Source organism: Klebsiella sp. CN_Kp088 (assembly GCF_040064335.1).
GTDB lineage: Bacteria > Pseudomonadota > Gammaproteobacteria > Enterobacterales > Enterobacteriaceae > Klebsiella > Klebsiella aerogenes.
Window position 1 is genome coordinate 18,385 of the sequence record NZ_JBEAIQ010000038.1, and the last position, 14,514, is coordinate 32,898.

Sequence of the window (14,514 nt, forward strand, 5' to 3'; positions counted from 1 at the left end):
TGCGTCTCATTATAGAGCTGCTACTCTGAAATGAAAACTGCAAGCATCGCGCCTTGTAAGCTGTCAAAAACGAATTACCAGCTACAAACTGTGTCACGTGACCTCGTGGAATCAGAGGACATTGTACAGATATGTGATGAAAAGTTAAAAACTTGTAGCTATTAGTTTGATTGCTTTTATCTATTAATTCAGCGCAGCTTAATAGCTGCGCTGTTTGATTCTTAGGCGTTTTTGATTTCTTCCAGATGCAGCTCTTCGGAAATCTGCTTCACCCACTTCTCAACGCGCTCGTTGGTCAGTTCCGGCTGACGGTCTTCATCAATCGCCAGACCGACGAAGTGATCGTCGTCTGCCAGGCCTTTAGACGCTTCGAAGTGGTAACCCGCGGTCGGCCAGTGGCCAACGATGGTTGCGCCGCGCGGTTCAATGATGTCACGAATGGTGCCCAGCGCATCGCAGAAGTATTCTGCGTAATCTTCCTGGTCGCCGCAGCCAAAGACGGCTACCAGCTTACCGTTGAAGTCGATCTCTTCCAGCGTCGGGAAGAAGTCGTCCCAGTCGCACTGCGCTTCGCCGTAGTACCAGGTTGGGATGCCGAGCAGCAGAATATCGTGGCTTTCCAGATCTTCTTTGCTGCTCTTGGCAATGTCGTGAACTTCAGCAACGTCTTTACCGAGCTGCTTTTGGATCATTTTTGCAATATTTTCGGTGTTGCCGGTGTCGCTGCCAAAAAAGATGCCGATGATTGCCATGAGTAAAATAACCTCTTGAAACTTAATGATGTGGTAGTGGCATTATGCCTACAGTTAACGGCAATCATAGCAGAACAGGGAAGGGCGCGGAAACAGCAATAACGTCCTGGTGCACACTCTGCTACATGAAAGCGATTTTTTTGCGTTTTTCAGACTTCGCCCTGGTTACGCAGGCAGGCCAGTTGGTGCATCAGTATCTCTTCGATAAGATCGCTGCGGCTCATGTTGCGGGCTTCCGCCAGCTCATTAAGCGCGTCGACCGCATCGGCGTTGAGCTTCAACTCAACGCGCTTCAAGCCGCGAACCTTATCGCGTTTGAGCTGATTGCGTTTGTTGATGCGCAGTTGTTCATCGCGCGAAAGCGGATTGGTTTTCGGTCTACCCGGGCGACGCTCATTTGCGAACAAATCTAATGTCGTTCGGTCCGTTTGTTCTTTTGCCATGATTCAGAGTGACTTCGGGGAAACAAGCTGCCGGGCTATAGCCGGCGCAGATAGCGCGCCATAATACATCAGGCGGAGCGCTGCGCCAACGACCGCGGGCATTATGCCGCGCGGTCGGGCGTTTTTTAGCCACTCAGGCTTCAATTGTGCTCAGATAGCGGCGAATTGCGCGTAAAACCGCCTCGGGTTTTTCCGCATGCACCCAGTGTCCGGCGCCGGCAATGACGTGGGCGCGGGCCTGCGGGAACTGCGCCAGCAGCGCGTCGCGGTATTCATCGGTGACATAAGGGGAGTTGCCGCCGGGAATAAATTGCGCCGGGTGCGGCCAGGCGGGCACGGTTTCCCAGCCGACAATATGCGGGTATTGATCCCACAGCGCCGGCACGTTGAAGCGCCACGCGCCGTCGACAAAGGATTTCAGCAGAAACTGAATGACGCCTTCTTCATTTATATACTCGCGCATTACCTGCGCCGCCTGCTGGCGGGTGCTGGCGGCGGATTCGCTGACGGCGTTAATCGCCGCGAAGATCTCATCATGACGGCGGACGTGATAAGCCACCGGCGCAATATCAATCGCCACCAGCCCGGCGATGCGATCCGGCGCCAGCGCGGTCAGCGCCATCACCGCTTTGCCGCCCATCGAATGGCCGATAAAGGTCGCTTTCTCGATCTGATGATCGTCGAGGGTATCGAGCAGATCCTGCGCCATCGCGCGGTAGGTCATCTCCGGTGAACGCGGCGATAAGCCGTGGTTGCGCATATCGACCTGCAATATATCGTAGTCGGCGACCAGATCGCGGGCGAGGATCCCAAGGTTGTCCAGGCTGCCGAACAGGCCGTGTACCAGGACGACTGGGGATTTATTGTGCGGGTTTTGTGCAGATTGCGCTCGGCTATTTAATTTCATGGCAAAGTTCTTTTTTTCGCTCCGTCGGGTTAGGGTATTATGTTGGACATTCTGCCATTAGGCTGCAAGACCCGGAAGCATTCTGAGTTTTACCGCCATCCTGGTTTGACGCTATTCGCGGTTGGGATTTGTCCTCTATCTGATGCCTTTTGTGCTGTAGTGTGAAAGACAAAGGATAGTTAATCCCGACGACTTGTATTCAGAAACAAAGAAATCGCACTGGATTAAGATGAAAACAATCGAAGTTGATGATGAGCTCTACCGCTATATTGCCAGCCACACTCTGCATATCGGCGAGAGCGCATCCGACATTTTACGGCGCATGCTGAAATTTTCCGCCGTTTCTCAGCCTGCATCTGGCGCGCCAGCGGCGAAAGCCGCGCCGGCGGCTGCTCCTGCGGCGGCGCCAGTCGTCGAAGCGAAGCCGGCCAACCCGGTTAAAGATAAAGTCCGCGCCATGCGCGAGCTGCTGTTATCTGACGAATATGCTGAACAAAAGCGCGCGGTTAACCGCTTCATGCTGGTATTGACTACGCTTTACTCGTTAGACAGCAAGGCATTTTCAGAAGCCACTGAGTCTCTGCACGGACGCACCCGCGTATACTTCGCCGAAGACTCACGGACGCTGCTGAAAAGCGGTAATCAGACCAAACCGAAACAGGTTCCTGGTACGCCGTGGTGGGTTATCACCAATACTAATACCGGCCGTAAATGCAGCATGATCGAACACATCATGCAATCAATGCAGTTCCCTGCGGAGCTGATTGAAAAGGTATGCGGCACGATCTAGTTAATTAAACTTTGCACCAGAAGGATCAGGCAATGGCAATCGATAAACGTGCGGGTCAGCCGGCACAACAGAGTGATTTGATTAACGTCGCCCAGCTGACCGCTCAGTACTATGTGCTGAAGCCGGAAGCGGGTAATGCGGAGCATGCGGTTAAGTTTGGCACCTCCGGCCATCGCGGTAGCGCAGGGCGCCACAATTTCAATGAGCAGCATATTCTGGCGATTGCGCAGGCGATTGCGGAAAACCGCGCGAAAAACGGCATCACCGGCCCATGCTACGTTGGTAAGGATACCCACGCTTTATCCGAACCGGCCTTCATTTCCGTGCTGGAAGTGCTGGCGGCGAACGGCGTTGATGTGATCGTTCAGGAAAACAACGGTTTCACCCCGACGCCGGCGGTTTCCAACGCGATTCTGGTGCATAACAAAAAAGGCGGCCCGTTGGCGGATGGTATCGTTATCACCCCGTCGCACAACCCGCCGGAAGATGGCGGTATTAAATACAACCCGCCAAACGGCGGCCCGGCTGATACCAACGTGACTAAAGTGGTGGAGAACCGTGCGAATGAACTGCTGGCCGCCGGTCTGCAGGGCGTGAAGCGTATTTCTCTCGACGCCGCGCTGGCTTCCGGCCACGTGAAAGAGCAGGACCTGGTACAGCCGTTTATTGAAGGGCTGGCGGATATCGTCGATATGGCGGCTATTCAGAAAGCGGGCCTGAAACTGGGCGTCGACCCGCTGGGCGGTTCGGGTATCGAATACTGGAAACGCATCGGCGAGCATTACAAGCTGGATCTGACCATCGTTAACGATCAGGTCGATCAGACGTTCCGCTTTATGCACCTGGATAAAGATGGCGCGATCCGCATGGACTGCTCCTCCGAGTGTGCGATGGCGGGTCTGCTGGCGCTGCGCGATAAGTTCGATCTGGCCTTCGCCAACGATCCGGATTACGACCGTCACGGTATCGTGACCCCGGCTGGCCTGATGAATCCGAACCACTATCTGGCGGTGGCTATCAACTACCTGTTCCAGCATCGTCCGCAGTGGGGTAAAGACGTTGCCGTTGGTAAAACGCTGGTTTCCTCGGCGATGATTGACCGCGTGGTTAACGATCTGGGCCGTAAGCTGGTGGAAGTGCCGGTGGGCTTCAAGTGGTTTGTTGACGGTCTGTTCGATGGCAGCTTCGGCTTCGGCGGCGAAGAGAGCGCAGGGGCATCATTCCTGCGTTTCGATGGCACGCCGTGGTCCACCGATAAAGACGGTATCATCATGTGCCTGCTGGCGGCGGAAATCACCGCGGTGACCGGTAAGAACCCGCAGGAGCACTACAACGAGCTGGCGGAACGCTTTGGCGCCCCGAGCTACAACCGTCTGCAGGCATCGGCCACTTCCGCGCAGAAAGCGGCGCTGTCTAAGCTGTCGCCGGAAATGGTGAGCGCCGACACGCTGGCGGGCGATCCAATCACCGCGCGTCTGACCGCGGCGCCGGGCAACGGCGCTTCTATCGGCGGGCTGAAAGTGATGACCGACAACGGCTGGTTCGCGGCCCGTCCGTCAGGCACCGAAGACGCCTACAAAATCTACTGCGAGAGCTTCCTTGGCGAAGAGCATCGCAAGCTGATTGAAAAAGAAGCGGTAGAAATTGTCAGTGAAGTGCTGAAAAACGCCTGACCCTGTTTACCCCGGCGGCGTTAACCGACCGCCGGGGTCATTGATTTGTTCCCTTCAAGGCATAAAGCGATAGCCAATACCGGTTTCGGTCAGCAGATGCTGCGGCCGCGCCGGGTCAGCCTCCAGTTTTTGCCGTAAGTGCCCCATATAAATCCGCAAATAGTGACTGTGCTCCACGGCGTTAGGTCCCCATACCTGATTCAGAAGCTGGCGCTGGGTAAGCACTTTGCCCGGATTGTTCAGTAGCGCCGCCAGCAGGCGAAACTCGATGGGCGTTAGATGAATTTCTTCACTGCCGCGCATGATACGGCGGGCGGGGATATCGACGCTAATATCAGCAAAGCGCACCACCGGCTCATCGGCCTGCGCGCTGCCGTGACGGCGCAGCGCGACGCGCAGCCGCGCCTGCAGTTCGCCTATGCCAAACGGTTTACTCAGGTAGTCATCGGCGCCGGCGTCAAGGGCGGCGATTTTGTCATGCTCTTCGCTGCGCGCCGACAGCACGATAATCGGCATCTGGCTCCACTGGCGAACTTCACGGATAAAATCATTACCGTCCCCGTCCGGCAGGCCGAGATCGAGGATCGCTAAATCCGGTTTGCGGGTGGCGGCTTCGATGAGCCCCCGCTGCAGTGTTTCGGCTTCAAATACGCGCATACCGTCGGCTTCCAGCGCGGTGCGCAGAAAGCGGCGGATAGCATGTTCGTCTTCGATGATTAAAACGTTAATCACATGTCCTCGGTTAACTCTTCCAGTTCTGGGGGCGCTTCTCGCGGCAGTGTAACACGGAAACAGGCTCCGCCCTCCGGACGGTTGCTGGCGGTAATGCTACCGTCGTGCACCTCGACAATGGCCTGGCAAATTGCCAGTCCCAGACCGACGCCGGGGATAGCCGACTCTTTATTACCACGCGCGAACTTATCAAAGATAGCCTGTTCCTGGCCTGCCGGGATCCCCGGACCATTATCCCAGACTTCAATGATCAACTGCTGCCTATCCGCTTCGGCGTGAATGCCAATCTGCGCCTGCGCGCCGGCGTATTTATGCGCGTTTTCCAGCAGGTTGATCAGCACCCGCTCAAACAGCGGGCCGTCTACGTGGAGCAGCAGTAGCGGGTCCGGCAGCGACAGCTGGATGTGCTGGCCGCCAAGCCCCGGCTCCAGCATACGCAGGGCGCTACCGACTATCTCTTCGAGGGTTAACCACTCTTTATGCAGATTAAAGCCGCCGGACTGAATACGCGCCATATCCAGTAAATTATTCACCAGCCGGGTGGTGTTGAGCACGTGCTGGCGAATTTCGTTGGCCTGCGGCGCGTGCTTCGAACCTTCGCTGGCCAGATCGAGGGTCAGGATCTCCGCCTGGCCGAACAGGACCGTCAGCGGCGTCCGCAGATCGTGGGAGAGGGCGGCCAGTAGTGAGTTGCGCAGACTTTCGCGTTCGCTGGTCAAGCGCGCCTGCTCTTCGCTGGCGGTCAGGGTCAGGCGCTCAAGGGCGCTGGCCACCAGCAGGGTAAAGGTTTCCAGCAGCCGTTGCTGTTCGGGGATCATCAGCTGACGCAGATTTTCCGGTTCGACCAGCAGCAGTCCCCAGGTGCGGGCGGCGCTTTGTAGCGGCAGAATTTGATACGGCACGCCGGGGAGAGTGTCGGTACCGGCTCCGGCTGGCTGGCCCTTATCGAAGCTCCAGCGGGCAATCGCATCATCCCACGAGAAAACCCCGGATTGCTGGGTCATCGGCTGCAGCTGCCCGTTCTCATCTGGCAGCAGTAGTTGGCTGCGGGCCTGAAAGGTGGAGGTAATAAAGCGTTCGCTGGTGGCGGCGATATCTTCGCGGCTGCGGCCGACCGCCAGCGCTTTCGACATTTCATACAGGTGGCGGGTGCGCCGCTCGCGGTAACGCGCCACCCGCGCCTGGTAACGCATCCCGGCGGTCAGGTTGCCGATCACCAGACCAACGGTCAGCATCACGCCGAACGTCAGCAGATACTGGACGTCGGAAACCGCCAGCGTGCCGCGTGGGGCGACAAAAAAGAGATCGAAGCTAATGACGTTGATAAAGGTCGCCAGCACCGATGGCCAGCGGCCATACAGCAGGGCGATAATCACCACGCCCAGTAGATAGAGCATCACCAGGTTGGCGGCTTCAAAGGCCATTAGCCACTGCATGGCGACTACGGTGATAATGGCGCACAGCGCCACGGCTAACAGACAGCCCTTCAACTGCTGGCGCCATTTGTCGAGCGCCGTACGATTGTCGTTCGCGCGGGCGGGCAGGGAGGCCGGTTTTTCATCCAGCGCGATCACCACCAGATCGAGGTCCGGGGCGCGACGCGCCAGACGGTCGGCAAACCCGGCTCGTTCCCACCAGCGGCGCTCTCCCTGACGGCCAATCACAATTTTGCCGAGGTTGTGCTCGCGAGCGTAATGCAGTACCGCTTTTTCTTCCGATGGGTCGGAGAGGGTGGCGGTCTCGGCGCCTAACTCTTGCGCCAGCTTCAGCGCGGCGAGGATCGCCCGCCGCCTGGCCTCCGGCAGTCGGTGCAGCGCGGGCGTTTCTACATAGACCGCGTGCCAGACACTGCCGAGTCTGGCTGCCAGCCGGGCGGCGGCGCGAACCAGTTTTTCGCTGCCGGTGTTGTGGCCGATGCACAGCAGAATGGCGTCGCGGGTGTGCCAGACTTTTTCCTGCCCCTGGCGGTCGCGCCAGGCGCGCATTTGCTCGTCTACCCGGTCGGCGGTACGGCGCAGCGCCAGCTCGCGCAGGGCGATCAGATTACCTTTGCGGAAGAAGTTTTCGATGGCGCGTTCGGCCTGACCGCCAATGTACACCTTGCCCTCATTCAGGCGCTGGCGCAGATCGTCCGGCGGCAAATCCACCAGTACTACATCATCGGCGGCGTCAAAGAAGGGGTCGGGGACGGTTTCGCGTACCTGCACGCCGGTAATACCGCTGACCACATCATTGAGGCTTTCAAGATGCTGGACGTTGACGGTGGTGAAGACGTCGATACCGGCTTCGAGCAGTTCTTCGACGTCCTGCCAGCGTTTCGGGTGGCGCGAACCCGGCGCGTTGCTATGCGCCAGTTCGTCCACCAGGATCAGCGCCGGGCGGCGGGCCAGCGCGGCATCGAGGTCAAACTCATGGACGTAGCGTCCGCGATGGGAAATGCGCTTTTGCGGGAGGGCGCTAAGCCCCTCCAGCATGGCGGCGGTATCTTTGCGGCCGTGGGTTTCCGCCACGCCGATCAGAATATCCAGCCCCTGAGCGCGCAGCCGCTGCGCTTCCGCCAGCATAGCCCAGGTCTTACCCACCCCGGCGCAGGCGCCGAAAAACACCTTCAGCTTGCCGCGATGCGGCGCAGCGGTTTGTTGCAGCAGACGGTCGGGGTCCGGGCGCAGCGGCTCGTCACTCATTGATTAATCCTTCAGGGCATCCAGCGCCATATTCAGTTGCAGTATATTTACCACAGGTTGACCGAGAAAACTGAGCAACGGTTTTTGCGTCGCCTGATCCACTAACTGTTTCACCTGCGCATCGCTAAGATTGCGCGCTTTGGCGACGCGCGGTACCTGCCACAGCACCGCGGCAGGGGTCAGGTTGTTATCCAGCCCGCTGGCCGACGCGGTAACCAGCTCGACCGGCACCGTCGGATTCGCTTGCGGGTTAGCGGCGCGTAACGCCTCTACCCGCTCGCTAATCGCTTTATCCAGCGCCGGATTGCTGATCGCCAGGTTACTGCCGCCAGAGGCCAGCGGATTATCCGCCACCTCTGCCGTCGCGGAAGGGCGTCCATGGAAATAACCGGCGGCGGTAAAGTTCTGCCCGATCAGAGCGGAGCCGCGCACCTCGCCGTCGATCTGGATCAGCGAGCCGTTAGCCTGCTGCGGGAACCACCACTGCCCTAAGGCGGTAGTCAGCAACGGATACAGGCCGCCAGTGAGCAGGGTTAACAGAATAAATAGCACAAGTGCCGGACGAATTAATGACATGGTAGTTTCCTCACACCAGACCCGTCAGGGTCAGCAACAGGTCGATAGCTTTAATACCGACAAACGGCACAATCAGCCCGCCGAGGCCGTAAACCCACAGGTTGCGGCGCAGCATCGCCGATGCCGACAGCGGACGATAGCTCACGCCTTTCAGCGCTAAAGGGATCAGGCAGACGATAATCAGGGCGTTGAAAATAACCGCGCTCATGATCGCCGAAGAGGGCGAGTGCAGATGCATCACGTTCAGCATCGCCAGCTGCGGATAGGCGGCGGCGAAGGCGGCCGGAATAATCGCGAAATACTTGGCGACGTCGTTGGCGATACTGAATGTGGTTAACGACCCACGGGTCATCAGCATCTGTTTACCGATATGCACCACTTCAATCAGCTTGGTCGGGTTCGAGTCGAGATCCACCATATTGCCCGCCTCTTTTGCTGCCTGGGTGCCGGAGTTCATCGCGACCGCCACATCAGCCTGCGCCAGCGCCGGGGCGTCGTTGGTACCGTCACCGGTCATCGCCACCAGCCGTCCTTCCGACTGATACTGGCGAATCAGCGCCAGCTTGGCTTCCGGTGTCGCTTCGGCAAGAAAATCATCAACTCCCGCTTCGGCGGCGATGGCGGCAGCGGTCAGACGGTTATCACCGGTGATCATCACCGTCTTAATGCCCATTTTGCGCAGCTGGGCGAAACGCTCTTTAATGCCGCCTTTGACGATATCTTTGAGTGAAATAATGCCCAGCACGCGTTCGCCTTCCGCCACCACCAGCGGCGTGGCCCCCTGGCGGGCGACCTCTTCTACCTGCTTATCGACATCGGCCGGGAAGTGGCCGCCGTTGGCTTCGATATGGCGGCGAATCGCGTCCACCGACCCTTTGCGGATCATGCGTTGGTCGATGTTGATACCGCTCATACGGGTCTGGGCGGTAAAGGGGACAAATGTGGCGTGCAGCGACTGCAGGTCGCGTTCGCGCAGATTAAAGCGCTGTTTCGCCAGTACCACGATGCTGCGGCCTTCCGGCGTTTCATCCGCCAGCGACGACAGCTGTGCGGCATCGGCCAGCACGCGCTCTTCGACGCCGCGCGCCGGCAGGAAAGCCGAGGCCTGACGGTTGCCGAGGGTGATGGTGCCGGTTTTATCCAGCAGCAGTACGTCGACATCGCCGGCGGCTTCCACCGCGCGGCCGCTGGTGGCGATAACGTTGGCGCCGAGCATTCGGCTCATCCCGGCGACGCCGATAGCGGAGAGCAGGCCGCCGATGGTGGTCGGGATCAGACACACCAGCAGCGCGACCAGCACGGTAACGCTAACCGCATTACCGCTCCACGCCGAGAAGGGCCAGATGGTGGCGGTGGCCAGCAGGAACACCAGCGTCAGGGCGATCAGCAGGATCGTCAGCGCGATTTCGTTTGGAGTTTTACGGCGCTGCGCGCCTTCAACCATAGCGATCATCCGGTCAAGGAAGGTTTCGCCAGGGTTGACGCTGCAGCGGATCACCAGCCAGTCAGAGAGGATCCGGGTGCCGCCGGTGACCGAGGCGAAATCGCCGCCGGACTCGCGGATCACCGGCGCGGATTCCCCGGTGATGGCGCTTTCATCTACCGAAGCGCCGCCTTCGATCACTTCGCCGTCGCAGGGGATAATGTCGCCAGCTTCGACCAGCACGATATCGCCTTTGCGTAACTCTTCCGCCGGGACGTGATCCATCGGAGCATCGTGCTGCGGCGCGCGCAGCTTACGGGCGAAAGCGGTTTTCTTCACCCCTTTCAGGCTGTTGGCTTGCGCTTTGCTACGTCCTTCGGCCATGGCTTCGGCGAAGTTGGCGAACAGTACGGTAAACCATAACCACAGGCTGACGGCGGCGGTAAAGCCGGCGTGACCCGTGAGATACCCCCCGGCCATGGCCATCGCCAGCAGGGTGGTCAGCACGCTGCCAATCCAGACGATAAACATCACCGGGTTACGCCACTGCACCGAGGGGCTGAGTTTTTTCACCGCATCCAGCAGCGCCTGACGCACCAGCGTCGGCTCCAGCAGGGCTAATTGTTTGCGACTCATAACAGGCTGCTCCGCATCGCTTAAAGTAAAGAGAAGTGTTCCGCCACCGGGCCGAGCGCCAGTGCGGGGATAAAGGTCAGGGCGCCGACCAGCAGGACGGTGCCGATAAGCAGGCCGATAAACAGCGCGTCGTGGGTGGCGAGCGTGCCGGAGCTGGCGGGCTGAATTTTCTTATTCACCAGCGACCCGGCAATCGCCATCACCGGGACGATCACCCCGAAGCGGCCCACCAGCATGCAGAACGCCAGCAGCAGGTTCCAGAATGTCGTGCCGGCGCTTAAGCCGCCGAAGGCGCTGCCGTTGTTGTTGGCCGCCGAGGTGACGGCGTACAACACTTCGCTAAAGCCGTGCGGCCCAGGATTCAACATGGCGCTGCGTCCGGCTTCGGTCATCATCGCCAGCGCGGTGCCAAGCAGTACCAGCGTCGGGGTCACCAGAATCGCCAGCGCGATCATTTTCATTTCGCGCACGTCGATTTTCTTGCCGAGATATTCCGGCGTGCGGCCAATCATCAGCCCGGCGATAAATACCGCCAGCATGACGAACAGCAGCATGCCGTACAGCCCGGAGCCTACGCCGCCGAAGACCACCTCGCCAATCTGCATCAACCACATCGGCACCATACCGCCCAGCGCGGTGAAGGAATCATGCATCGCGTTGACCGCACCGCAGGAGGCCGCAGTGGTGACCACCGCAAACAGGCTGCTGGCGAGAATGCCAAAGCGGCTCTCTTTCCCTTCCATATTCAGGCTGCTGTCGGCGCCAAGGCTGAGCAGATGCGGATTTCCGCGGGTTTCCGCCCACATCACCACCGCCACGCAGACCACGAAAATCAGCGCCATCGCCCACAGGATGGCGCGCCCCTGACGGCGATCGCCGACCGCTTCGCCAAAGGCAAAACACAGCGCCGCCGGGATCAAGAAGATCGCCAGCATCTGCACCAGGTTGGTTAACGCCGTCGGGTTCTCAAACGGATGCGATGAGTTGGCGTTAAAGAACCCGCCGCCGTTGGTACCGAGCATTTTGATCGCTTCCTGCGAGGCGACCGGTCCCATCGGTAGCCATTGGCGAACGCCTTCCAGGCTGGTGAACGGCTGATAAGCCTGCAGGTTCTGCGGCACGCCCTGTTGCACAAAGAACAGCGCAATCAGCAGAGAGATTGGCAGTAGCAGCCACAGCGTAATGCGGGTCAGGTCGACCCAGGCGTTGCCGAGGGTGCTGACTTTCTGTCGCGCCCAGGCGCGGGTCAGCACGAAGATCACCGCAATACCGGTCGCGGCTGACAGGAAGTTTTGCACCGCCAGGCCCACCATCTGGCTGAGATAGCTCATGGTGGTTTCCCCGGCGTAGGCCTGCCAGTTAGTGTTGCTGACGAAGCTTACCGCGGTATTCAACGCTAAATCCCATGACAGGTTGGGGAAGTGCTGCGGATTGAACGGCAGCCACCCCTGACACATCAGCAGCGCCATCAGCGCCGCGAGACCAATAGCGTTAAACAGCACAATGGCGATCAGGTACTGCCGCCAGTCCATCTCCTGGCTGCGAATCCCCGCCAGCCGCCAGATACCGCGCTCAACGCCGGCAAGTCCAGGAAGCGGAACATCGTTGATCATTCGCGCCAGCAGCGAACCGAGTGGCCGCGCCAGCACCAGCAGTACCAGCAGGAAGCTGGCGATAAGTAAGAACCCTTGCGCGGCCATCAGAATGCCTCCGCATGTATCAGGGCATAGACCAGATACGCCAGCAGCAGGAACACCAGCGTTACGCCGGCAATGATGCCTGTAGTCACTTTCCACCTCCGGGTGTGTCTCTTATTGATATACCGAGAGGGTAGGAATTTCGGCGCAAAGATTTCGCAAAAATCGCCGCGGGCGGTGTAAAAAAAGTATAAAAATGGCTAAAGGCACAATTTAACTAATGGTTAGTATTAATTTAACTTTTTTGTAACTCAGTTACGCCGAGAATGTAAATTAAGTATAAATAAGTGCTTTTTAGTGGTCGGATGAGTAGTAAAATTACAACCGGCGCGGTACTATTTGTGCAGACAAACATTGTGACATTTACCGGCGTTGCTTGCCGGCCTGACAAAGGGGAGAGAAATTATGGCGTTGTACAAAGCTTATCCTGCTCACATTATCCTGATGCGTCGCGCTTTCGCCGTCGTGGCCGGGGTCGCTGCGCTGCCGGTGATGCTGTTCTGGAAAGATCGCGCCCGTTATTACAGCTGGCTGCATCGCGTATGGGCGAAAACCAGCGAACAGCCGGTATGGATGGCGCAGGCGGAAAAAGCCGCGCACGACTTCTACTAAATCCGCGCTGCTGCGACGAATATCAAAACCGCCGGTTGACGACCGGCGTTTTTTTTTCGTCTGCTGTCTACACTTAGCTTTCACGCGCCGTGGCAGAATTGGCAGGTGCGTATTTTACCGCAGCGCGCTATTTTGCCGGCCTGAGTGCTGAGTTTTGCTTACGGAGAGTGAGGAGTTTTATGGCCACCCATTTGGTCTGGTTTCGCATGGATTTACGCCTTAACGATAATCTGGCGCTGGCCGCCGCCTGCCGCGACCCGAAGGCGCAGGTGCTGGCGCTGTATATTGCTACGCCAGAGCAGTGGCGCCAACATCACATGGCGCCGCGCCAGGCGGCCTTTATCGCCAGCCATTTACGCAGCCTCCACGCGGCGTTGGCGGAACGCGGTATCCCGCTGCTGGTTGAAGAAGCGGACAATTTCGCCGCCAGCATCGAGCTGCTGACGCGCATCTGTAAACAGCACCAGGTTAGCCATCTATTTTATAATTATCAGTATGAGTTTAATGAGCGCCAGCGCGACGCCGGTGTTGAGAAAATCCTGAAAGAAGTCACCTGCCAGGGGTTTGATGACAGCGTGCTGTTGCCGCCGGGCAGCGTGATGACCGGCAACCGCGAGATGTATAAAGTCTTTACGCCGTTTAAAAATGCCTTTATCCGCCGCCTGCGTGAAGGGTTGCCGGAGTGCGTGGCGGCGCCGAAACCGCGCCAGTCAGCCACCCGACAGGCCTCGCCGCTGCCTGAGATCAACTATCCGCAAACGCCGTTCGACACCGATCTGTTCGCGGCGGATGAAAAAACGGCGCTGGCTCGATTGCGCGCGTTTTGTCAGCAGCCGGCGGCAGATTACGACCAGCAGCGCGATTTTCCGGCGATAGAGGGAACCAGCAGGCTATCGCCGTGTCTCGCGGTAGGCGTACTGTCGCCGCGCCAGTGCCTGCATCGCTTGTTACGGGAGCAGCCCGGCGCGCTGGATGGCGAAGCGGGCGCAAGTTGGCTGAACGAGATTATCTGGCGCGAGTTCTATCGTCATCTGATGGTTTACTATCCGAAACTGTGTAAAGGCCGGCCGTTTGTCGCCTGGACCGACAAGGTCGCCTGGCGCAGCAATGAGGATGAACTGCGGGCCTGGCAACAGGGGCAAACCGGTTTCCCCATCGTCGATGCCGCCATGCGGCAGCTTAACGCCACCGGCTGGATGCACAACCGTCTGCGGATGATTGTCGCCAGCTTCCTGGCGAAAGACCTGCGCCTCGACTGGCGGCAAGGAGAGCGCTATTTCATGAGCCAACTGATCGACGGCGATTTGGCGGCCAATAACGGCGGTTGGCAGTGGGCGGCCTCGACCGGTACCGATGCAGCCCCTTATTTTCGTATTTTCAATCCGACGACCCAGGGCGAGAAATTTGATAAGCAGGGCGAGTTTATTCGCCGCTGGCTGCCGGAACTGGCTGAAGTGCCAGAAAAAGCGCTGCATCAGCCGTGGCTGTGGGCGGATAAACAGGGGGTAACGCTGAGGTATCCGCGCCCGCTGGTTGACCATAAGCAGGCGCGGCTGGAGACGCTGGCGGCCTGGGAAGCCGCCAGATAG

General features: G+C 58.7%; 13 protein-coding genes. 4 read left to right on the forward strand and 9 right to left on the reverse strand.

What is annotated here, in order from left to right:
* Positions 1-221: 221 nt before the first annotated feature.
* The 3 genes from fldA to ybfF form a co-directional block, all read right to left on the reverse strand.
* Positions 222-752, reverse strand: coding sequence for a flavodoxin FldA (gene fldA, locus ABLV08_RS22735; protein WP_015367697.1), 531 nt, complete (start codon positions 750-752; stop codon positions 222-224).
* Between the two features lie 149 nt (positions 753-901).
* The gene (gene ybfE / locus ABLV08_RS22740) at positions 902-1,195 is read right to left on the reverse strand and encodes a LexA regulated protein (protein ID WP_045366391.1); all 294 of its coding nucleotides are present in this window, start codon (positions 1,193-1,195) and stop codon (positions 902-904) included.
* Between the two features lie 133 nt (positions 1,196-1,328).
* The gene (gene ybfF, locus ABLV08_RS22745) at positions 1,329-2,102 is read right to left on the reverse strand and encodes an esterase (protein WP_047739954.1); all 774 of its coding nucleotides are present in this window, start codon (positions 2,100-2,102) and stop codon (positions 1,329-1,331) included.
* A 229-nt stretch (positions 2,103-2,331) separates the two neighbouring features.
* On the opposite strand from ybfF, the gene seqA reads away from it, so the two are divergent.
* Both seqA and pgm read left to right on the forward strand, forming a co-directional pair.
* A complete protein-coding gene (gene seqA, locus ABLV08_RS22750; RefSeq protein WP_015367694.1) occupies positions 2,332-2,892 on the forward strand; it encodes a replication initiation negative regulator SeqA in 561 nt (186 codons plus the stop codon).
* Positions 2,893-2,924: 32 nt separating this feature from the next.
* Positions 2,925-4,565: a phosphoglucomutase (alpha-D-glucose-1,6-bisphosphate-dependent) gene (gene pgm, locus ABLV08_RS22755; protein WP_015367693.1), complete on the forward strand. Its 1,641-nt coding sequence runs from the start codon at positions 2,925-2,927 to the stop codon at positions 4,563-4,565.
* A 54-nt stretch (positions 4,566-4,619) separates the two neighbouring features.
* On the opposite strand, the gene kdpE is transcribed toward pgm, so the two are convergent.
* The 6 genes from kdpE to kdpF are packed head-to-tail and all read right to left on the reverse strand — an operon-like array spanning position 4,620 to position 12,405.
* Positions 4,620-5,297, reverse strand: a complete 678-nt coding sequence (gene kdpE / locus ABLV08_RS22760) for a two-component system response regulator KdpE (protein WP_020079352.1) — start codon at positions 5,295-5,297, stop codon at positions 4,620-4,622.
* Positions 5,294-7,981, reverse strand: a complete 2,688-nt coding sequence (gene kdpD / locus ABLV08_RS22765) for a two-component system sensor histidine kinase KdpD (protein WP_047055995.1) — start codon at positions 7,979-7,981, stop codon at positions 5,294-5,296. Before kdpD ends, kdpE begins: the two co-directional genes overlap by 4 nt.
* 3 nt (positions 7,982-7,984) lie before the next feature.
* Positions 7,985-8,557, reverse strand: coding sequence for a potassium-transporting ATPase subunit KdpC (gene kdpC / locus ABLV08_RS22770; RefSeq protein WP_047039012.1), 573 nt, complete (start codon positions 8,555-8,557; stop codon positions 7,985-7,987).
* A gap of 10 nt (positions 8,558-8,567) precedes the next feature.
* Positions 8,568-10,616 (reverse strand): potassium-transporting ATPase subunit KdpB, encoded by a 2,049-nt coding sequence (gene kdpB, locus ABLV08_RS22775; protein ID WP_015704756.1) that lies wholly within the window; start codon positions 10,614-10,616, stop codon positions 8,568-8,570.
* 20 nt (positions 10,617-10,636) lie between these two features.
* Positions 10,637-12,316 (reverse strand): potassium-transporting ATPase subunit KdpA, encoded by a 1,680-nt coding sequence (gene kdpA / locus ABLV08_RS22780; RefSeq protein ID WP_032707629.1) that lies wholly within the window; start codon positions 12,314-12,316, stop codon positions 10,637-10,639.
* Positions 12,316-12,405, reverse strand: coding sequence for a K(+)-transporting ATPase subunit F (gene kdpF / locus ABLV08_RS22785; RefSeq protein WP_020079348.1), 90 nt, complete (start codon positions 12,403-12,405; stop codon positions 12,316-12,318). Before kdpF ends, kdpA begins: the two co-directional genes overlap by 1 nt.
* 313 nt (positions 12,406-12,718) lie before the next feature.
* On the opposite strand from kdpF, the gene ABLV08_RS22790 reads away from it, so the two are divergent.
* Positions 12,719-12,925, forward strand: a complete 207-nt coding sequence (locus ABLV08_RS22790; protein WP_015367687.1) for a DUF2517 family protein — start codon at positions 12,719-12,721, stop codon at positions 12,923-12,925.
* 179 nt (positions 12,926-13,104) lie between these two features.
* Positions 13,105-14,514: a deoxyribodipyrimidine photo-lyase gene (gene phrB, locus ABLV08_RS22795; RefSeq protein WP_348856285.1), complete on the forward strand. Its 1,410-nt coding sequence runs from the start codon at positions 13,105-13,107 to the stop codon at positions 14,512-14,514.

Coding starts and splice junctions, on each gene's coding strand:
- ybfE (WP_045366391.1), bottom strand. CDS start 1,195: ATGGCAAAAGAACAAACGGACCGAACGACATTAGATTTGTTCGCAAAT.
- kdpA (WP_032707629.1), bottom strand. CDS start 12,316: ATGGCCGCGCAAGGGTTCTTACTTATCGCCAGCTTCCTGCTGGTACTG.
- ybfF (WP_047739954.1), bottom strand. CDS start 2,102: ATGAAATTAAATAGCCGAGCGCAATCTGCACAAAACCCGCACAATAAA.
- fldA (WP_015367697.1), bottom strand. CDS start 752: ATGGCAATCATCGGCATCTTTTTTGGCAGCGACACCGGCAACACCGAA.
- kdpD (WP_047055995.1), bottom strand. CDS start 7,981: ATGAGTGACGAGCCGCTGCGCCCGGACCCCGACCGTCTGCTGCAACAA.
- seqA (WP_015367694.1), top strand. CDS start 2,332: ATGAAAACAATCGAAGTTGATGATGAGCTCTACCGCTATATTGCCAGC.
- phrB (WP_348856285.1), top strand. CDS start 13,105: ATGGCCACCCATTTGGTCTGGTTTCGCATGGATTTACGCCTTAACGAT.
- ABLV08_RS22790 (WP_015367687.1), top strand. CDS start 12,719: ATGGCGTTGTACAAAGCTTATCCTGCTCACATTATCCTGATGCGTCGC.
- pgm (WP_015367693.1), top strand. CDS start 2,925: ATGGCAATCGATAAACGTGCGGGTCAGCCGGCACAACAGAGTGATTTG.
- kdpB (WP_015704756.1), bottom strand. CDS start 10,616: ATGAGTCGCAAACAATTAGCCCTGCTGGAGCCGACGCTGGTGCGTCAG.
- kdpC (WP_047039012.1), bottom strand. CDS start 8,557: ATGTCATTAATTCGTCCGGCACTTGTGCTATTTATTCTGTTAACCCTG.